This window comes from Streptomyces sp. NPDC002588 (genome assembly GCF_040295925.1).
Classification (GTDB): Bacteria; Actinomycetota; Actinomycetes; order Streptomycetales; family Streptomycetaceae; genus Streptomyces.
In genome coordinates this window covers 253,476-273,259 of sequence record NZ_JBEOWF010000007.1, presented here as the reverse complement: position 1 = coordinate 273,259, position 19,784 = coordinate 253,476, and the positions used below count along the sequence as shown (strand labels likewise).

16 protein-coding genes are annotated in these 19,784 nt (G+C 72.2%); 9 read left to right on the top strand and 7 right to left on the bottom strand.

Annotated features, from left to right (window positions below; translation table 11 throughout):
* The 6 genes from ABT057_RS10690 to ABT057_RS10665 all read right to left on the bottom strand — a co-directional run.
* Window positions 1-2,086, bottom strand: a 2,086-nt coding sequence (locus ABT057_RS10690; protein ID WP_352342150.1) for a glycoside hydrolase family 2 TIM barrel-domain containing protein, incomplete at its 3' end; no start/stop codon positions are given.
* 44 nt (window positions 2,087-2,130) lie between these two features.
* Window positions 2,131-3,003, bottom strand: a complete 873-nt coding sequence (locus ABT057_RS10685; RefSeq protein ID WP_352342148.1) for a carbohydrate ABC transporter permease — start codon at window positions 3,001-3,003, stop codon at window positions 2,131-2,133.
* Window positions 3,000-3,965, bottom strand: coding sequence for a carbohydrate ABC transporter permease (locus tag ABT057_RS10680; protein ID WP_352342147.1), 966 nt, complete (start codon window positions 3,963-3,965; stop codon window positions 3,000-3,002). Before ABT057_RS10680 ends, ABT057_RS10685 begins: the two co-directional genes overlap by 4 nt.
* A 20-nt stretch (window positions 3,966-3,985) precedes the next feature.
* On the bottom strand, window positions 3,986-5,248 hold the full coding sequence (locus tag ABT057_RS10675) for an ABC transporter substrate-binding protein (protein ID WP_352342145.1): 1,263 nt from the start codon (window positions 5,246-5,248) through the stop codon (window positions 3,986-3,988).
* Window positions 5,249-5,791: 543 nt separating this feature from the next.
* Window positions 5,792-7,039, bottom strand: a complete 1,248-nt coding sequence (locus ABT057_RS10670; RefSeq protein WP_352342143.1) for an ROK family protein — start codon at window positions 7,037-7,039, stop codon at window positions 5,792-5,794.
* A gap of 140 nt (window positions 7,040-7,179) precedes the next feature.
* Window positions 7,180-8,496 (bottom strand): FAD-binding protein, encoded by a 1,317-nt coding sequence (locus ABT057_RS10665; protein WP_352342142.1) that lies wholly within the window; start codon window positions 8,494-8,496, stop codon window positions 7,180-7,182.
* 152 nt (window positions 8,497-8,648) lie between these two features.
* Here ABT057_RS10665 and ABT057_RS10660 point away from each other — a divergent pair, with 152 nt between their 5' ends.
* The 7 genes from ABT057_RS10660 to ABT057_RS10630 all read left to right on the top strand — a co-directional run bounded on the left by ABT057_RS10660 (window position 8,649) and on the right by ABT057_RS10630 (window position 16,432).
* Window positions 8,649-9,968: a radical SAM protein gene (locus ABT057_RS10660; RefSeq protein WP_352342140.1), complete on the top strand. Its 1,320-nt coding sequence runs from the start codon at window positions 8,649-8,651 to the stop codon at window positions 9,966-9,968.
* 277 nt (window positions 9,969-10,245) lie between these two features.
* Window positions 10,246-11,736, top strand: coding sequence for a cellulose binding domain-containing protein (locus tag ABT057_RS10655; protein WP_352342139.1), 1,491 nt, complete (start codon window positions 10,246-10,248; stop codon window positions 11,734-11,736).
* Window positions 11,737-11,793: 57 nt separating this feature from the next.
* The gene (locus tag ABT057_RS10650) at window positions 11,794-12,168 is read left to right on the top strand and encodes a hypothetical protein (protein ID WP_352342137.1); all 375 of its coding nucleotides are present in this window, start codon (window positions 11,794-11,796) and stop codon (window positions 12,166-12,168) included.
* A 251-nt stretch (window positions 12,169-12,419) separates the two neighbouring features.
* Window positions 12,420-13,544, top strand: coding sequence for a ribosome small subunit-dependent GTPase A (gene rsgA / locus ABT057_RS10645; protein ID WP_352342135.1), 1,125 nt, complete (start codon window positions 12,420-12,422; stop codon window positions 13,542-13,544).
* A 58-nt stretch (window positions 13,545-13,602) separates the two neighbouring features.
* The gene (locus ABT057_RS10640; RefSeq protein WP_352342134.1) at window positions 13,603-15,015 is read left to right on the top strand and encodes a bifunctional transcriptional activator/DNA repair enzyme AdaA; all 1,413 of its coding nucleotides are present in this window, start codon (window positions 13,603-13,605) and stop codon (window positions 15,013-15,015) included.
* Window positions 15,002-15,484: a methylated-DNA--[protein]-cysteine S-methyltransferase gene (locus ABT057_RS10635; RefSeq protein ID WP_352342133.1), complete on the top strand. Its 483-nt coding sequence runs from the start codon at window positions 15,002-15,004 to the stop codon at window positions 15,482-15,484. The genes ABT057_RS10640 and ABT057_RS10635 overlap by 14 nt, the downstream gene beginning before the upstream one ends.
* Window positions 15,485-15,700: 216 nt before the next feature.
* Entirely contained in the window at window positions 15,701-16,432 is a 732-nt protein-coding gene (locus ABT057_RS10630) for a class I SAM-dependent methyltransferase (RefSeq protein ID WP_352342131.1), read from the top strand.
* Between the two features lie 15 nt (window positions 16,433-16,447).
* On the opposite strand, the gene ABT057_RS10625 is transcribed toward ABT057_RS10630, so the two are convergent.
* On the bottom strand, window positions 16,448-16,930 hold the full coding sequence (locus tag ABT057_RS10625; protein WP_352342130.1) for a DUF456 domain-containing protein: 483 nt from the start codon (window positions 16,928-16,930) through the stop codon (window positions 16,448-16,450).
* Between the two features lie 197 nt (window positions 16,931-17,127).
* Here ABT057_RS10625 and ABT057_RS10620 point away from each other — a divergent pair, with 197 nt between their 5' ends.
* Together ABT057_RS10620 and ABT057_RS10615 are read left to right on the top strand one after the other, a co-directional pair.
* Window positions 17,128-18,807 (top strand): protein phosphatase 2C domain-containing protein, encoded by a 1,680-nt coding sequence (locus ABT057_RS10620; protein WP_352342128.1) that lies wholly within the window; start codon window positions 17,128-17,130, stop codon window positions 18,805-18,807.
* Between the two features lie 200 nt (window positions 18,808-19,007).
* Entirely contained in the window at window positions 19,008-19,733 is a 726-nt protein-coding gene (locus ABT057_RS10615; protein ID WP_352342126.1) for a dienelactone hydrolase family protein, read from the top strand.
* The last annotated feature ends 51 nt before the right edge of the window (window positions 19,734-19,784 follow it).

Genomic DNA, 19,784 nt, shown 5'->3' with positions numbered 1-19,784 from the left:
CGTCGGACTCGGGTCGGGCGGCGGCGGCCCGGCCCGGCCGGGGCCGCGGCGCGACCGGCACCTGCCCCCAGGCCACCACATGACCGGCGGGCGCCCACAGGGTGTCCTCGGCGAGCACGGCCCGCACCGTCCAGCCCGTCTCCACGCCGGCCGGCAGGTCCGCCGGGGGCGGCGGCAGCTTCACCTCCGCCGACCCGCCCGCCCCGAGCGCGGGCACCGCGAGGCCTCCCGAGGCGACCGTCTCGCCGTCGGCCTCGAACGTCCAGGCGAACGCCAGTGCAGACAGGTCCGCGAAGTCCTGCTTGTTGGTGACGCGGACGGTGCCGCCGCCGGAGCCCTCGATGCCGACCGGCTCGATCACCTTCTTGAACTCGACCAGGCCGGGGGAGGGGGTGCGGTCGGGGAGAACCAGGCCGTCGCAGACGAAGTTCCCGTCGTGCAGTTCCTCGCCGAAGTCCCCGCCGTAGGCGTAGCCGAGCTCCGGGTGGCGGACGCCGTGGTCGATCCACTCCCAGACGAAGCCGCCCTGCACCCTGTCGTGCGCTTCGAAGATCCGCTGGTAGTCGGCGAGTCCGCCGGGCCCGTTGCCCATGGCGTGTGCGTACTCGCAGAGGATGAAGGGGAGTTCGCGACGGCGCAGGGTGCCGCCGTCCAGCCGGCGGCCGATCCGGTCGACCTCCGCGTGGTCGGCGTACATCCGTGAATAGAGGTCCGTGTCACGGCAGTTCCAGTCGCCCTCGTAGTGCACGAGGCGGGAGGAGTCGCGGGCGTGGATCCACTCCGCCATCGCGGTCAGGCCGCGTCCGGTACCGGCCTCGTTGCCGAGGGACCAGATCACCACCGAGGGGTGGTTCTTGTCCCGCTCGACCATGCGGGCGGCCCGGTCGAGCAGGGCCGGGGTCCAGCGGTCGTCGTCGACGGGGTTGTCCCGCCAGTCCTGCTCGACGAAGCCGTGGGTCTCCAGGTCGCATTCGTCGATCACCCACAGGCCGTACTCGTCGCACAGGTCGAGGAAGGCCGGGTGCGGCGGGTAGTGCGAGGTGCGGACGGCGTTGACGTTGTGCCGCTTCATCAGCAGCACGTCCTCGCGCATCGTCTCCAGGTCCAGGGCGCGGCCCCGCTCCGGATGCCACTCGTGCCGGTTGACGCCCTTGAAGAGCACCGGTCGGCCGTTCACCTTGATCAGCCCGTCGGCCAGCTCCACCGTGCGGAAGCCGATGCGCAACGGCACCCGCTCACCCTCGGTCGTGAGGACACCGTCGTACAGCTCCGGGGTCTCCGCGGTCCACGGCCGGACGGGGACCGTGACGGTCTCCCCGGTCGCGACATCGATGTCGAGCGCGGGCACGGACACCCGCCCGTCGACGTCGGAGTCGACGCGCAGGGTGCCCTCGCCCGTGACATGGTCGTAGGAGGCGTGCACGAAGAAGTCGCCCACGGCGTTCGCCGGCCGGTGCAGCAGGGTCACGTCACGGAAGATGCCCGGCAGCCACCACTGGTCCTGGTCCTCCAGGTAGGAGCCCGCCGACCACTGGTGGACACGGACCGCCAGTACATTGCCCACGGTCTTCAGCAGATCGCCGACCGCGAACTCGTGCGCCAGCCGCGAGCCCTTGAACTCGCCGAGCTCCGTGCCGTTCAGCCACACCCGGGCGCAGGACTCGACACCGTCGAAGCGCAGTACGGCGCCGCCCTCCGACCGGCCGGGCCAGTCCGCGGGCAGGTCGAAGACCCGCAGATGGTCACCGGTCGGGTTCTCGGTCGGGACGCGGGGCGGGTCGACCGGGAAGGGGTAGAGGTGGTTGGTGTAGACCGGCGAGCCGAAGGCGCCGTCGCCCTGCAGGACCCAGTGGCCGGGGACGGTGACCTCGGCCCAGTCACCGGCGTCGTACGCCTCCGCGGCGAACGAGTCGTCCTCGGCGTCCGCGGTCGGTGACAGACGCAGCCGCCACATGCCGTTCAGCGAAAGCGACTTCGCGTCCGAGGACGGGTACCAGGCGCGGGGCGCAAGCGCCCCGACGCCCGGTGAGACGTCCTCGACGTAGCCGATGTCCGTGGAGGTGGTACCGGTGGTGCGGAAGGACATCTGTCTCCAGGTGGTGAGAGGAAGTGGGCAGGAAGAGGAAGAGGTCAGCCCTTGATTCCGGTCTGGGCGATCCCCTGCACCAGCCAGCGCTGGAGGAAGAGGAACACGAACAGCAGGGGCAGGATGGAGATGGCGGTCGCCATGAAGATCTGGTGGAACACGACGGTCTGCGCGGTGGTGTAGTTGGAGAGCGCCACCTGTACGGTCCACGCGTTCGGGTCCTGTCCGATGACCAGTGGCCACAGGAAGGAGTTCCAGCCGTTGATGAAGGTGATGGTCGCGATCGCCGCGAAGAAGTTCAGCGAGTTGGGCACCACGACGCGCCAGTACGCGCCCCAGTAGCCGAGCCCGTCCACGCGTGCCGCCTCCTCCAGCTCCTTGGGGAACCCCAGGAAGTACTGCCGGAAGAGGAAGCAGGTGAAACCACTGAACAGGCCCGGAATGATGAGACCTCGGTAACTGTCCACCCAGCCGAGCGACGAGACCAGCACGAAGCTGGGCACGAAGGTGACGGCGGTCGGGACCATCAGGGTCCCCAGGACGGCATAGAAGATCTTGTTCGCGTGCCGGTACGGGATGCGGGCCAGGGCGTACCCCGCGAGGGAGCACACCAGCAGGACGCCGGTGGTGTGCAGGACGGCGACGACCGCGGAGTTCCACATCGACCGCGCGAACGGCACCGACGTGTCGTTCCAGACGTCGCCGACGTTGCCCCATTCCAGGTGCGTCGGGAAGAACTTCCAGTGCTCCCCGGTGATGTCGGCGTCGGTGGAGAGGGCGTTGCGGACCAGCAGGTAGAACGGGATCAGGAAGAGGAGGGCGGCGACACCGGTGGCGAGGTAGAGGCCGGTGCTGCTCATCACGCCGCGGCCGCGGCGGGACCTGGTCTCGGGTATCTCGGGCGTTGTGGTGGTCACTTGGACTCCTCCCCCCTTCCGAAGCCCATGATCTTGCCCTGGAACAGGGTGACGACACAGATGAGGACGGTCAGGATGACGGCGCCCGCGCTGCCGGCGCCGTAGTCCTGGTTCTCACCCAGGGCGGTGTAGTAGAGCTCGACGAGGGGCGGGCGGCCCCAGGTCGTCTTGGACAGCAGGTTGTAGAACTCGTCGAACGCCTGGTAGGCGGCGATGAGCAGCAGCAGGATCACCGCGGTCGAGGTGGCCCGCAGCTGGGGCAGCGTGATGTACCGGAAGGTCTGCCAGCCCGGCTTGGCGCCGTCGATGGCGGCGGCCTCGTACAGCTCCCCGGGGATGTTCTGCAGCGCCGCCAGGAAGAGGATCATGTAGAAGCCGGACTGCAGCCACAGCCGTGCGGTGACGATGACCAGCCAGTACCAGGGCGGGTCCGGGGTGATCAGCCAGGCGATGTTGTCGATCCCGAACCAGGCGAGGACCGTGTTCGCGAGGCCGAAGCGGACCCCGTTGAAGATGGACATCTTCCAGATCAGCGCGGCAGCGACGTAGGAGCAGGCGGTCGGCAGGAAGAAGACCGAGCGGAAGAACGCCCGCATGAACCGCAGCCGGTTCACCAGCAGGGCGAGGCCCAGCGACACCGCCCAGGTGGTGGGGACGATGAAGGCGGCGAACACGGTGAAGGTGCCGAGTGAACCGACGAAGTCGTCGTTCGTCAGCATGTACGAGTAGTTGTCGAAGCCGATGAACTTGTCCGGCGTGACGGTGAAGCGGGCGTCGAAGAAGCTGAGCCAGATGCTCCAGCCGATGGGCACGTAGATGAAGATCAGCAGTCCGACGAGGAACGGTCCGCAGAAGAGCCAGAAGTTGAAGGTGCTGCTGCCCCGCAGCCCCCGCCGCGACTTGGCCGGGGAGGCCTTCGCCGGGGCGGGGCTCGCGAGGTCGAGCTTGGTGGTCGTCGACATGTCGTGGTCCGCCCGCCGGCCTATCCGAAGAGCTTCTTGAGCTCACGGTTCACGGCCGTGTCCGCCTTGTCGAGGGAGGCCTCCGGGTCACCGCCCTTGCGGACGCTGTTGGCGAAGACGTCCTCCAGCGCGGTGATCATGGCCTGGGTCCAGCCGATGTTGTCGAAGTGCCCGAACTCGTTGAAGAGCTTGACACCTTCGGCGGGCAGACCCGACTTCAGCTTGGTGGCGGACTGGGCGATGGAGGTGCGGGGCGGGATGTGGAAGCCGTAGGAGGTGGCCCAGTCCTCCTGGTACTTCTTCTGCTCGATCCACAGCCACTTGACGTACTCCTTGGCCGCGTCGACGTTCTTGCCCTTGGCGTTGACGAACATCGACCAACCGCCGTTGTAGACGGACTGCTTGCCGGAGCCGGTCGTCTTCGGGAAGGGGAAGATCCCGATGTCGTCGCCGAGCGTCTTCTGGAACTGGGGCATCGCCCACATCCCGCAGAACTGGATCGCGCACAGGCCCTGGTTGAGCGCGGAGGGGTCCCAGTAGTCGGTCGGGGCGCCGAGGAGAAGGTCGCCGCTGGTGAACAGCTTGCGCATCTTCTTGATTCCGTCGACGACGCCGTCCGTGTGGTAGGCGATCTGGTTCTTGTCGTCGAGGGTGTCCGCGCCGGCCGACCAGATCATCGGGTTGATGACCGCGTGCAGGTCGTTGCCGAGGTACAGGCCCTTGACCTTGCCGGTGGTGAGCTTGGCGGCGGCCTCGATCAGCTCGTCGAGGGTCTCCGGAACCTTCACTCCGGCCTTCTCCAGCAGCGACGGCCGGTAGAAGAAGAACTGCGGGTCGTCGATCATGCGGACGCCGTAGATCTTCCCGTCGACCGTGTGCGAGGCGATGTCGGCCGGGTTGAAGTCGTCCTTGACCGGGTCGATGATGTCGGTCAGGTCCGCCACCTGCCCGCTCTTGACCATCTGGATCTGCGGGTGGAACTCGAACAGGTCGGGCGCGTTGTCGGTGAGCAGTGTCGCGAACAGCTTGTTCTCGAAGTCGGCGGCGGTGATCCACTGCGTGGTCACGTTCGCGTCGTCGTACGCCTTCGCATAGCGCTTGATGGCCTGCTCGGTTCCTTCCTCGCCGTAGGCGTGGAAGTACTGGGCGAGGTGCGTGCCGGAACCGCCGCTTCCTCTGCCGTTGTTGCCGCCGCAGGCGGCGAGTGTGCCGGCCGCCGCCATGCCCGCGGCGGCCCGGAAGAGAGAGCGGCGGGAGAAGTTGCTGTTGCTCATTGCCGACATGGATGACGTCCTTGTCTCGAAGTGCGGCTACGGCTCGGTGGATCGGCGTCAGGTGGCTCGATTCCTGTCGCGGAGCGGGACGTTAACCTTCGGCTAAGGCTTCGGCAAGGGGTTGGACGAAGCCTGTTCGAAGCGTTGTGATCCGTTCGGGATGGCGAACGGAAGCGGTTGCGGGGGCGGGTGTAGAGCGGCTGTGGCTGGGTAACGCGGGCGCACAGAAGGCGAGTTGCGCGGGGGCCCGCGGGGGAGCCGGGAGACGTCGGCGGAGTGCGCCCGGGATGGCCGCGGGCAGGGTGAAGAGGGCCGCCGGGTCAGGATCCGGCGGCCCTCGCTCAGGGGGCGGTCACCCGCCCGTACCGAACGGCCTCGCTGACGAACCGTCCGCCGGCTCACCGGCGAACGGCGGCCGGCGCCCCCGTAAGGGCGCGGGGCGCCGTAACGGCACCCCCGTGAGGGTGATGGCGGCCGCCGAGGGGGCGGGCCGGTCGGTGCGCGTCACCAGTGCGTCCCTTCCATCGCCGTGAGGCGATGCGGTTCGCCGGTTCACGACTGCGGTGCGGTACGGCTCCTCGCTGCGATCGTGCGTTTGGTGCTCCGCTGCCCGACGGACTGCAGCGCCCCTTCCAGCGCGAACGTCGCCGCACCCAGACACGCCGGGTCGGTGGGGATCGGGGAGAGGACGATCCGGTTGGCGGCCAGCGGCCGTTTCAGCGCGTGCCGGGCGATGGCCACCCGCACCTCCTCGAGAAGGGGTTCGCCGAGCCGGGCGGCGACCCAGCTGCTCAGGACGACCACCTCCGGGTTGAGCACGTTGACCAGGTTGGCGATGCCGGCGCCGAGGTAACGGGCGGTGTCCTGCAGTACCTTGACCGCCACCGGGTCCTTCGCGGCGATCGCGGCCGCCAGCGCGTCGATGGTCGAGGTCTGGTCCTCGGCGTGCAACAGAGGACTTTCCGCGCTGAGTTCACGCAGGTTCTGCATGATGCCGGGCGCGCCGACATAGGCTTCCACGCAGCCGTGGTTGCCGCAGCGGCACAGCCGCCCGTCGAGCACGAGCGTCGTGTGCCCCCACTCGCCGGCGCTGTTGCTGACCCCCCGGTGCAGTCCGCCGCCGAGGACGAGTCCGGCGCCGACGCCCGTCCCGAGGTTGACCACGACCGCGTCCCCGTGCCCGCGCGCCGCCCCGAACCACAGCTCGGCGACCGCGCCGGCCCGCAGCGGATTGTCCAAGTACAGGGGATACGCGATGTGTTCGGAGAGCAGGTCGAGCAACGGCACGTCGTGCCAGTCCCAGTTGGGCGCGTACTCGGAGATGCCCGTGTCCCGGTCCACCTGCCCCGGCACGCTCACCCCGACGCCGAGGACCCGGGCGCCCTCCACCCCGGCCTGCGCGACCGCGGAGCCGACGGCCGCGGTGACATGGCCCACCACCTGCTCCGGGCGGTTCTCGCCGGGACGCATGTCCTCCTCGGCGCGGGCCAGCACGTTCAGCGCCAGGTCGAACAGCTCGACATGGACGTACGTCTCCGCGATGTCGACGCCGATCAACGCGCCCCCCGACGCGTTGACGGCCACGAGGCCCCGGGGGCGGCCGCCCGCCGAGTCCTCGAACCCGACCTCCGTGATCATGCGGAGGTCGAGCAGCTCGCCGACGAGGGTGGCGACGGTCGCGAGGGAGAGTCCGGTGGCGGCCGCCAGCTCCTGCCGGGAGGTGGGCGAGGCAGCGATGATCTGGCGCAGCACCTCGTAACGGTTCGCGGTGCGGATGTCACGTGATGTGCCGCGCTTCATCGGACTCCCTTCGCCACCCGGCACCGGTGACGGCGACGGCACCGGCGCGGCGACAGGCTATGGCGTGGCACGACGTTCGACAAGGGGTTAGGAAAGGGGCTTTATTAAGTCGGGTGACACTCCGGCCGGGCGTGGCCCGTTCAGGTGCCCAGGACGTCCCGGACGAAGGCGTTGGAGAACTTCCCGGCGGGGTCCAGCTCCCGTGCCAGCTCCGCGAAGTCGTCCATGCGGGGATACCGGCCACGGATCACGCCGGCCGGCGTCTCGAACACCTTCCCCCAGTGCGGCCGCGGCGAGAACGGCTCCAGTGCGGCCTCCACCGCCCGCACCACCGGCAGCACGGCCTCGGTGTCCGCGATCCAGGTGAAATGCACCGCCACCGTGTCCCGGCCGTGGGCCGGGCTCAGCCACTGCTCGTCGGCGGCGACGGTCCGCACCTCGCAGGTCTGCAGGACACGGGCGACCGTCTCCCGGATCCCGTCGATCGCATACAGCATGTCGACTGCCGTCGACCGAGGCAGCAGGTACTCGCTCTGCAGCTCCTCCCCGCTGCTCGGCGTGAACTCCGCGCGGAAGTGCGGCAGCCGCTCGTGCCACGGTCCCGGCACCCCGAACTGCTCGGTGCAGTTGACGGCCGGCATCCCCGGGACCGGATGCAGCGCCTCGGTGGCGGGCGCCGCCCACGGGAAGCCGGCGAGCGGCTGGTCGGTGCGCCGCTTCAGCCATACCTGCCGGAATCCGGGCGCACCCCAGTCCGTGAACAGGCTCACGCTGTACGCGGCCCCCGCCACCGATTCGAAGTCCAGCCCCTCCAGGGGGAGTTCGGTGAACAGGTGCTGTTCGACCTCGTAGCCAGGCTCCAGGTCCAGGGTGAGCGAGGTGACCACGCCGAGCGCGCCCAGCGAGGTCACGGCCCCGCCGAACCGGGGATCGTCCCGCCCGATGACGACGGTCGAACCGTCCGCGGTGACGAGTTCGACCTCGCGCACGGCCGAGGCGAGCGAGCCGTTGCCCACCCCCGACCCGTGGGTGCCGGTGGCCACCGAGCCGGCCACGGAGATGTGCGGCAGGGACGCCATGTTCGGCAGCGCGAGCCCGTGCGCGTGCACCCGCCGGGCCAGCTCCGCGTACCGGACCCCGCCGCCGACCCGCACGGTCCGGGCCGCCGAGTCCACCTCCACCTCGGCGGGCAGCGCGTCCAGCGACAGCAGCACGCCGTCCGCGCCCGGCTCGGCGATCCGGTTGAAGGAGTGCCCGCTGCCCAGCACCCGTACCCGCCCGGCGCCCGCGACCAGCGCGCGCAGCGCGTCCGGCGAGGCCGGGCGGCGCCGCTCGCCGGCGGCGAAGACGATGTTGCCCGCCCAATTGCGCCACGCCCCGCCCGCCGCCCCGGCCGCCACATCCCCGCCTGCCGCATACCCGCCCGGCTCCACCCCGTCCGTCACTGCCTCGCCCATACGCCCGCCACCCCATCCCGAAGAGATCGAGAACCCGGAATTCCCTGGTCGAACCTACCCTGCCCGCAACACGAGGCCCCCCGCCCCCACCCCCGTGCCCGCGGGGGCATACCGTGAGGAGTCGTACGTCTGAGCCGGGAGGAGAGATCGGGATGGGCAGCCGTACCGCGCTGGTCGAGGATCTGATGGAGCGGTTTCCGCATGTTCCGCGGGAGGCCGTCTTCAAGGAGGACCTGCTGCGCGGGGGAGTGGCCTTCGACCCCTCCGCCCTCAGCGACAACGAGTCGGGCGAGGTCAAGCCGAAGTCGTACTTCATCTTCTCCTTCGACCACGGCACCCTGCCCGAGCTCGGCGAGGCCGCGCTGCGCCGCCCACCGGAGGAGATCATCCTCACCGGCGGGCCCTACGGCCTGCGGCGCACGGTCGTGTCCGTGCGGGTGAATCCCGCCTCGCCCTACCGGGTGGCGGCCGACGACGAGGGGCTCCTCGGGCTCTACCTCGACGGCACGCGCATCGCGGACGTCGGCGTGCCGCCGATGCCCGAGTACTACCGGCACACGCTGTCCAACGGGAAGTCCGTGATGGAGGTGGCCCCGACCATCCAGTGGGGCTACCTGATCTACCTGACCGTCTTCCGGGTCTGCCAGTACTTCGGCGCCAAGGAGGAGTGCCAGTACTGCGACATCAACCACAACTGGCGTCAGCACAAGGCCGCCGGTCGACCGTACACAGGAGTCAAGGACGTCGAGGAGGTCCTCGAAGCCCTGGAGATCATCGACCGGTACGACACCGCGAAGGTGTCCACCGCCTACACCCTGACCGGCGGAGCGATCACCAAGACCGTCGCCGGGCGCGACGAGGCCGACTTCTACGGCCATTACGCCAAGGCGATCGAGGAGCGCTTCCCGGGCCGCTGGATCGGCAAGGTCGTGGCCCAGGCGCTGCCGCGCGACGACGTGCAGCGGTTCAAGGACTACGGCGTGCAGATCTACCACCCCAACTACGAGGTGTGGGACCGGCGGCTGTTCGAGCTGTACTGCCCGGGCAAGGAGCGCTACGTCGGCCGCGACGAGTGGCACAGGCGGATCCTGGACTCCGCCGAGGTCTTCGGCGCGCGCAACGTCATCCCCAACTTCGTGGCGGGAGTGGAGATGGCCGAGCCGTTCGGCTTCACCACCGTCGACGAGGCGATCGCCTCGACCACCGAGGGACTGCGCTTCTTCATGTCCCAGGGCATCACGCCCCGCTTCACCACCTGGTGCCCGGAGCCCACCACCCCGCTCGGCAAGGCCAACCCGCAGGGCGCGCCGCTGGAGTACCACATCCGTCTGCTCGAGGCCTACCGGGCCACGATGGACGAGTTCGGCCTCTCCTCGCCCCCCGGCTACGGCCCGCCCGGTCCCGGCCGTGCGGTGTTCTCCGTGAGTTCGTTCATGGACAGTCTTCCGGCACAGGAGACGGCGGCCGTATAGTCCCCGCACGGTGCCCGCGTCGGCGACCGGCTCGGAAGGGTTCCCGGAAGGTTTTTCTCACTCTCCGGGCCGGAGTTGAGTGAAAACGCGCTCCGCGTCCGTACCACAGGGCACAGGAGTGGGTGCGGCAATCTGTCCGGACGTCCTTACATGACATCTGAACAGGGCGCTTGTCAGTTGTGTGAGAAACGTGAAATCCTCGGTGCCTGCCGCGAGGTTCCCCCCAACTCCTTTGCCCTCATGGTGAGTTGACCTCGCATTTGGATGCAGGAGACCCATGCCCGACCTGCCGACACCGAAGGACGCCGCGGAGGCCGCACTGTTCTCCGAGTGCTGGGACGCCGTCCTTTCGTACGCGGATCTGTGCACCTCCGGCTCGACCGCGGCCAACCAGCTGGCCCGCGAGGCGTTCGCGCTCGGCATATACGAGGCCCGCGCCGCCGAGGACGGTACCGCTCGCGGCGCGGGCCGCCGCTCGTCGCGGCTGCCCCGGATCCCCCTGCTGCTGACCGCGGTACGCAACACGGCGGCCGCCTGGGAGGCCGAGGGACAGGGCCACAAACTCGACCCCGACCTGCGCCTGTGGCTCAACTCGGACAAGGCCTGGCGCTACACCGGCCCGCCGCTGAGCCGCCCCATCGCCCTGCGCGGCCTGCGCGACATGGGCGAGGCGGACGCCACCCTGCTGTGGCTCGCGGAGGTGGAGGCACTGCCGCTGCGCTCCGTCGTGCGCCGCCAGGGACTGGACCCGGACACCTCAGTCGAGGAACTCAACCAGGTCCGCGGCCTGTTCCGGGACCGGTGCCACCGCAACCACCTCGACACGCCGATGAGCGCCGAGTGCCGCTCCTACGTCCGGCTGCTCGACGCCGTCACCCGCTCACCCGGCGCCGAGACCCCCGACGACCTCTCCCGGCACCTGGCCACCTGCGTGGAGTGCGCCGAGGCCGCGGCCTGTCTCAGGCTGCACGGCGGCGGACTGCCGGCCGCCCTCGCGGGCGGGGTCGTCGGCTGGGGCGGGCTCGCCTACCTGGAGCGCCGCCGCCGGGCCGCCGAGGTCCGCCTCGGCGCCGGGCGTCCGGACGCGCCGGACCCGGAGCGCGAGGCGGAACGGGCCGCAGCGAGCAGCGCCCGGCTGCGGCGCGGCGGGCTGCTCCTCGCCGCCGTGCTGGTCTCCGGGGCGGCGCTAGCCGCGTCGCTGATGCCGTTCGGCGACGGTGACATGGACACCGGCGCGCAGGGCGGCCCCACGGACAGCAGCCCGGTCGCGGGCCCCGGCTCGTTCCCGGCGTCCGGTACGCCCTCGGCCTCCGCCCGGCCGTCCGCCGGCTCCCCGGCACCGTCGGACAGCGGTACGACGGGCACCGGCGGCTCCACCGGCGACGAGAAGTCCGACCCCGAACCGCAGGGCACCTCCTCGTCCACCGCCGCCGCGGGCGAGCCGGGCGGCGGGGCCGCCTGCACGGTCGCGTACGACCTCGTCAACCAGTGGCCCGACGGCTTCCAGGCCACCGTGACGGTCACCAGCGCCACCGCCCTGGACTCCTGGCGGGTCGCCTGGTCCTTCCAGGACGGGCAGCACGTCGACCAGATGTGGGACGCGAGCGTCGCCCAGCAGGGCACCCGGGTCACCGCGACCGCCGCCGACTACAACCGCTCCGTCGCCGCGAACGGCACCCTCACCTTCGGCTTCCTCGCCTCGTGGGACGACAAGAACCCGGCACCCGCCGGATTCACCCTCAACGGGCGGACGTGCGAGGGCCCCTGACAGCCCGACAGCCCTGACACCCCGCGCCGCGGGGCTCGTCAGGGCCGGCGTGCCGTCGTGCGCCTCGACCCGCCGACGGATGTTCGCAAGCCCCGATCCGGTGTCCTCGCCCGCCCCGACGCCGGCCGCGTCGGCGAGCGCGGCACCCACGGCGACCTCTCCCGCGCCGCGATCCGGGTCGAGAGCACGCCCACCCGTTTCGGCCGCGTCAGCCTCGACGTGCGGGCGCGGGAGAACGCTCTGGACATCCGGGTCCTGAGGGAGGGGCGGGGCACCGGGGACCTCGTGCCGGCGCGGCTGCGGCTGCCCGGACGCTTCGCGCACTCCCGTGACATACGGGTCGACGGAGCGCCGGCCACGGCCGGGGAGCACGCCGAGGTCCACCTCGATCTTCCGGACGGCACGCCGCTGCTGGTGGCCGTGCAGGGCTGACGGAGAACGGGAAGACCGGGGTCGCCGTAATTCGATGGCGCCGCGGGCCGGGGTACCTCTAGGGTCCATTCCGTCGACCTGGATCCGGGTCCCGATGAGGAGGTGTGACCGATGACTGTCGCCGAGACCGGTGCTGCTCGCCGCAGCCAGACGATCGTCCACTCCACCTCCGTGGCCACCGGCTGACACCTCGACACCTTTCCGCGCGCCCGCGAGCGCGCCGCCGGGGCCACCCCTGTGAAGGGTTCCCCTTGTCTTTCTCCTCCTCTCCTCTTCCCGCCCGTCCGTTCGCCGACTACGGCTGGGACGACGGCTGGGAAGCCGAGTTCGCACCCCACGCCGAGCGGGGGCTGCTGCCCGGCCGCGTCGTCCGGGTCGACCGCGGCCTGTGCGATGTCGTCACCCCGGCGGGCACCGTGCGCGCCGACACCGAGTTCGTCGTCCCCCGCGACCCGATGAAGGTCGTCTGCACCGGGGACTTCGTCGCCCTCGACCCCGACGGCGCCGACCCGCGGTACGTGCGGACCCTGCTGCCGCGCCGTACCGCCTTCGTCCGCTCCACCTCCTCCAAGCGGTCCGAGGGGCAGATCCTCGCCGCCAACGTCGACCACGCCGTGGTCGCGGTCTCGCTGGCCGTCGAACTCGACCTCGGCCGCGTCGAACGCTTCCTCGCCCTGGCCTGGGAGTCCGGCGCCCAGCCCGTGGTCGTGCTCACCAAGGCCGACCTCGTGCCCGACCCGGTGACGCTCGCGCACCTCGTCGAGGACGTGGAGACGACCGCGCCCGGCGTCCCGGTCCGCACCGTCTGCGCCCGCGACGGCGTGGGCGTCGAGGAGCTCGCCGGGCTCCTCGGGCGGGGCACGTCCGTGCTGCTCGGCGCGTCCGGCGCGGGCAAGTCCACACTCGCCAACGCGCTGGTCGGCGCGGACGTGATGGACGTCCGGGCCACCCGCGACATGGACGGCAAGGGGCGGCACACGACCACCACCCGCAACCTGCTGCCGAGGCCCGGCGGGGGCGTCCTCATCGACACCCCCGGGCTGCGCGGGGTCGGCCTGTGGGACGCGGGCGGCGGCGTCGGACAGGTCTTCTCCGAGATCGAGGAGATCGCCCGGGACTGCCGGTTCCACGACTGCGCGCACGAGTCCGAACCGGGGTGCGCGGTGCTCGCCGCCGTCGACGACGGGGACCTGCCCGTGCGCCGGCTGGAGAGCTACCGCAAGCTCGTCCGGGAGAACCAGTGGATCGTCGCCAAGTCCGACGCCCGGGCCCGGGCCGACATCCGCCGGGACTGGAAACGCAAGGGGGCCGAGGGCCGGGCGGCCCACGAGGCCAAGCGGGGCCGGGGGCCGTGGCGGCCCGCGCCTCCCCGGTAGCAGCGCCATGTCCGATTTCCGCTAGCAGGACCCCCGTCGCGGGCGAACACTGGAACCCATGACGGACCAGGAAACCCGCTACGACACGGCGTACGACACGCGCTACGAGGCGGTGCGCAGCCGGGACGCCCGTTTCGACGGCGCGTTCTTCTTCGCCGTCGAGACGACCGGCATCTACTGCCGGCCCAGCTGCCCCGCCGTCACACCGAAACGGCACAACGTGCGGTTCTTCCCGACGGCCGCCGCCGCGCAGGGCTCCGGGTTCCGGGCCTGCCGGCGGTGCCGCCCGGACGCCGTGCCCGGCTCCGCCGACTGGAACGCCCGCGCCGACGTCGTGGGCCGCGCCATGCGGCTGATCGGCGACGGGGTCGTCGACCGGGAGGGCGTCGCAGGCCTCGCCGAACGGCTCGGCTACAGCGCCCGCCAGGTGCAGCGCCAGCTGACCGCGGAGCTCGGCGCGGGGCCGGTCGCCCTCGCCCGCGCGCAGCGCGCCCACACCGCCCGGGTCCTCCTCCTGACCACCGGCCTGCCGGTCACCGACATCGCGTTCGCGGCCGGCTTCGCCAGCGTGCGCCAGTTCAACGACACGATCCGCGCCGTGTACGCGGCCACCCCGACCGGGCTGCGGGCGGCCGCCGCGCGCACCTCCCGCCGCGTCGGCACCCCGGTCGCCGGGATCCCGCTGCGACTCGCCCACCGCGGCCCCTACCACGCGGCCTACGTCTTCGACCTGCTGGAACGCGAGGCCGTGGCCGGGGTGGAGGAGGTGAGCGGCCCGGCGGGCGCACGGACGTACCGCCGTACGCTCCGCCTCCCCCACGGCACCGGGATCGTCGCCGTCGGCGAACGGCCCGGCGACCTGGGCCGCGCCCGCGCCCTCCACCCCGGCGGCTGGCTCGACGCCCGGCTGCGCCTGACCGACCCGCGCGACCTCACCACCGCGGTGCAGCGGCTGCGCAGACTGTTCGACCTCGACTCCGACCCGTACGCCGTGGACGAGCGGCTCGGCGCCGACCCGAGGCTCGCCCCGCTGGTGGCCGCCCGGCCCGGACTGCGCGCGCCGGGCGCCGCCGACCCCGAGGAGTACGCCGTACGGGCCCTGGTCGGCCGGGCGGAGGCCGCACGTCTGGTGCAGGCCCACGGCAAGGCCCTGGACGCGCCCTCCGGCACCCTCACCCACCTCTTCCCGGAACCGGCCGCCCTGGCGGAGGCCGTCGGCCCGCTCGCCGTCGCCCTCGCGGACGGCACCGTACGGCTCGACCCGGGCGCCGACCGCGAGGAGGCGCGGGCCGCCCTGCTCGCCGTCCCCGGTCTGTCCGCCCGCACGGTCGCCGCGATCCGGGCGCGCGCCCTCGGCGACCCCGACGTCGCGCTCCCCGGCACCCCTTCCGTCCCCGAGACCTGGCGTCCCTGGCGGACGTACGCCCATCACCACCTGTGCGCAGCGGAGGAAACCCATGTACTGGACTAGCGTCGACAGCCCGCTCGGCCCCCTGTTCCTGACCGCCGACCCCGACGGCGCGCTGACCTCCCTCACCGTGCCCGGGCAGAAGGGCGGGCACATCGTCCAGGACGGCCGCCGGCCCGATCCGGGGCCCTTCCGGGAGACCGAGGAGCAGCTCGCCGCGTACTTCGCCGCCGAACTGAAGGAGTTCCGCCTTCCGCTGCGTGCCGAGGGCACGGAGTTCCGGGAGCGGGTCTGGGCGGCCCTCGACACCGTCCCCTACGGCTCGACCACGACGTACGGCGAGATCGCCGCCCGCGTCGGGGCCTCCCGCGCGGCCGTACGGGCCGTCGGCGGGGCGATCGGCGCCAACCCGCTGCTGATCGTGCGCCCCTGCCACCGTGTGATCGGCGCCGACGGCACCCTGACGGGGTACGCGGGCGGCCTGGACCGCAAGATCCGCCTCCTGGAACTGGAGGGGGTGGCGCGATGGTGAGAAAAGTGCCGTCGGCGCCGCGGGAGACGCCCTCCTGACGGCCGTACGGGGGGCCTTCGGGACCGGTGGGGGACAGGGCCGGAGAAGACCGGCAGGGCCCCCTCCCGGCGTCCGTCAGACGGTCGCCGGTGACCTCCCCGCACCTGCCCTGAACTGGCCTTTCGAGCCGTCCGCCCCTAGGTTCTCCCCATCGCCGGAGGGAGCAGGGGGAAAGCGATGGATCGTCACATACGCACGGTGGACGACGTGTTGACACTGCTGGACGGGCTGTTCGCGCCGGACGCCGACCGGTGGACCGCCGGCGGGGCCGCCTGGTGGGACGGCTTCTACGCGGACCGCTCGAGACCGGTGCCGTTCTTCGTGGCCAAGCCGGACGAGAACCTGGTGTCGTATCTCGACCGCGGCCTGATCGCGCCGGGCCGTGCGCTCGACCTGGGCTGCGGACCGGGCCGCAACGCCCTCCACCTCGCCTCCCGGGGGTTCGAGGTGGACGCCGTCGACCTCTCCCCGACGGCCGTCGCCTGGGCCGAGGACCGGGCCCGCGAGGCGGGTGCGGAGATCCGCTTCCACTGCGGCGACGCCTTCGCCCCCACTGCCGCGGCACCGGGCGGCCCGTACGACCTGATCTACGACTCCGGCTGCTTCCACCACCTGCCCCCGCACCGCCGCATCAGCCACCTCGCCCTGCTCGACCGGGCCCTGGCTCCCGGCGGGCACTTCGCCCTCACCTGCTTCGCGTCCGGGCGGACGGGTTCCGACCTCCCCGACGAGGCCTTCTACCGCCACTCGCGCCTCCAGGGCGGCCTCGCCTACACCCCCGAGTCCCTGCGCCGGATCTTCTCCGGCCTGACCGAGATCGAACTGCGCGCCATGCGCGAGCAGGGCCCCGAGTCCCCGCACTTCGGCGAGTCCTTCCTCTGGACGGCCCTGTTCCGCCGCGCCGCCTAGCACGGGGGTCCGCGGTCAGCCCCACAGGACGGCGCCCAGCCACGCTCCCGTGATCAGCAGGCAGGTGAACAGCTCCGCCAGGACGCTCGAGCCGCCCGAGCGCATGGCCGTGCGCAGGGCCGCGCGGGCCTCGCCGTGGCGGCCCAGCCGCAGCCGCTCGGAGAGGTAGACGCCGGCCATGAAGCCGGGGATCGCGCCGAGCACGGGCAGCAGGAAGAAGCCGATCAGCGCGCCGCTCCCCGCGTACACCGCCATGCGGGGGGTCGCGCCGCTCTCGCGCAGCCGACGGGGCGGCAGGGCCCAGCGCACCACCTGGCTCAGGAACAGCGCGAGCGTGGCACCCACCAGCACCCACCAGGCGACCGGCTGCGGATCCTTCAGCGCCCACCACAGGACCGCGGCCCACACCAGCCACGAGCCCGGCACCCCGGGCACCAGCACTCCGCACAGGCCGAGCAGGATCACCAGTCCGACCAGCAGGAGTTCCCACGCTCCCATCTGCCCAGCCTGCCCGAGTCAGGAGGAAAGCGCAGGTCAGCGCGGGCGAGGGACGAGTCGCGGGGTAAACCCGCCGCGGCACGCCATCGTGATCGCCCCGGCGATCGTCGCCGTATGGTTGTCGTATATGAGTTCGGCGATGGCGCATTTCCGGATGCGCCGTTTTCATCCGGCCCGTGCGGTGGACAATTAGGGGCATGAGCCAGCAGGGGGGAACGCCCACCGGTCCCGAGGACGACTGGTGGGGGCAGTTGTACGACGACTCCACCACCGACACGGGCCCCGCACCCACCGCGGACTCCCTCGACGACCGCTTCGCCTCGGCGTCCGGCGCGGTGCGCTCCGCGGGGGCCGGAGCGGGGGACACCGTGCCCGCGCCGCGGGCGGAACGAGCCGCCGTGCAGGAGGAACCGGCCGACTGGTGGATACGGGAGGACCCGCCGGCCCCCCGCCCCGGCTCAGGCCCGGCCCCCGCACCGTCCCCGGCACCGGAACTCTCACCGCCCCCCGACCGTCCGGCCGTCCCTGACCGTCCGGCCGTCCCCGACCGTCCGGCCGTCCCCGACCGTCCGCCCGCGCCCGTCCACCCGCCTGTTCCCGGCCGCCCGCCGGTCCCCAGCCACCCGCCGGTCCCCGCGCGGCCGCCGGGCGCCGACCCGGGAACGCCGGCCGTCCCGCGCTCCCCGGCGCCTCCCCGCGCGCCCTGGGAACCCCCGCCCGCCACACCGTCCGCGCCCACCACCTTTCCGCCGGGCCCCCTCCCGCCGGGCTTCGCGCACCAGGCCACCCCTCCCGGCCCCGCCCCGAAACCCAGGAGGCCGGCCGCCTCCCCGGCGCCGGGCCGCCCCGCTGCCGCCGGCCCGGCCGCTCCCACCCCCACCGCCCTCGACCTTCCCGCCCTGCGCGACGCAACCTCCCGGGACTACGTCGGGTCGCGGCCGCCCACCTACGACGCCGAGCCCACCGCGCTCCCCGCCGCCGATCCGGACGGGCTGGACGATCTGGTGGCCGACACGGTGCTGGACGGGGCCCGCTACGGGGCCTGTGCGCTGCGGGCCGTGTCCGTGCGGGGGGACTCCGCGCGGTACCGGGGCGAACCACGCCGCGACTCCCTGCTCACCGCCCGCTTCGGCACCGGCGAACAGGCGCTCGTGCTGGTGGCCATGGCGACCGGCGCGCGCGCCACGCCGGGTGCGCACCGGGCCGCCGCCGAGGCGTGCCGGTGGATCGGCCGGGCCGTGGGCCGCAGTCACGTCCGGCTCGCCGAGGACATGAAGGCCGGCCGGCGCGGCGATCTGAAGTCCGGTCTGCACCGCCTCACCGACCGCACCCTCGGCCGTCTGCGGGCCGGCGCCGCCGAACAGGGCCTGGACCCCGACGAGTACACGGCCACCCTGCGCTGCCTCCTGCTGCCCGCCGACCCCGACTGCCGTACCCGCGTGTTCTTCGGCGTCGGCCCCGGCGGGCTGTTCCGGCTGCGGGGCGGGGAGTGGCAGGACATCGAGCCGCGGGCGGCGGATGTCACCGGGGAGCCGGTGGTCGGCTTCGGGTCGCTGCCCGCCGAGACCCCCGAGGGGGACCGGCTCACCATGGACTTCGGCATCCCCACCCCGCCGAGCCCCTACGACCCGCCCCCCGAGCCGCCCCGCGAGCCCTTCCGCTTCCGGGCCTCCGTGGCCCGCCCGGGTGACACCCTCCTGATGTGCACGGGCGGCTTCGCCGACCCCCTGCGCGGCGAACCGGAACTCGCCGCCCACCTCACCACCCGCTGGTCGGACCCCGCCCCGCCCGGTCTCGCCGCGTTCCTCGCCGACACCCAGGTGAGGGTCAAGGGCTACAGCGACGACCGTACGGCGGCGGCCGTCTGGGAGGCGTGAGCGGCGACACCACGAGGCCTGCGCGAAAAACCGTTGGCGGACCACGGCGAACCACTGCTAGCTTCCGGCAGGCCGTGCGAGAGAACGAGGAGGTGGTACCCGTGAACGCAGTATCGACATGGGTGCTCCCCTCCGGGGTCACGGTCGGGCGATAGGTCGTCCGGGAGCGCCGTTCACGAGCCCTCCCGAAAGGCACGACCATGCGATTCACTTCCGAGCAGCGCCTCGACGACGGCGTCCTCGAACGCGAATTCACCCTCGGCGAGATCCCCGGCACCCTGTGGACACCTGAATCCGCCGCACCGGCCCCGCTGGTCCTGATGGCCCACAACAACGGCCTGCCCAAGGCGGAACCCCGGCTGGTGGCCCGGGCCCGGTACACCGCGGCGCGCGGCTACGCGGTGGCCTCCATCGACGCCCCCGGGTGCGGTGACCGGCCCCGTTCCGCCGCCGACGAGCAGGCCCGAGCCGACCTCCGGCGGGCCATGCAGGCGGGTGAGCCGGTCGACGAGATCTTCGAGTCCCTCGTCGGCCCGCTGGTAGAGAACGCGGTCCCGGAATGGCGGACCACTCTGGACGCCCTCCTCTCACTGCCCGGGATCGGCGGCCCGGTCGGGTACTCCGGGGGGTGGACCGCTCTCGGCATCCGGCTGGCGGTGGTCGAGCCGCGCATCGTGGCCGCCGGCTTCTTCGCCGGGGGGTACGTGCCCCGTGCCCAGCGCGAGGAGGCCCGGCAGGTCACCATTCCGCTGCTGTTCCTGCTGCAGTGGGACGACGAGGGGAACCCCCGGCAACGGGCCCTGGACCTGTTCGACGCCTTCGGCAGCAAGGAGAAGACACTGCACGCCAATCCGGGCGGGCACACCGGCACCCCGTGGTTCGAGCTGGAGGACGGGTGCCGCTTCCTGGACCGGCACCTGAAGTGAGACCGGGCCGGTTCCCGATCGGTGACACGGGGGCCGAAGGGAGCTGAGAGA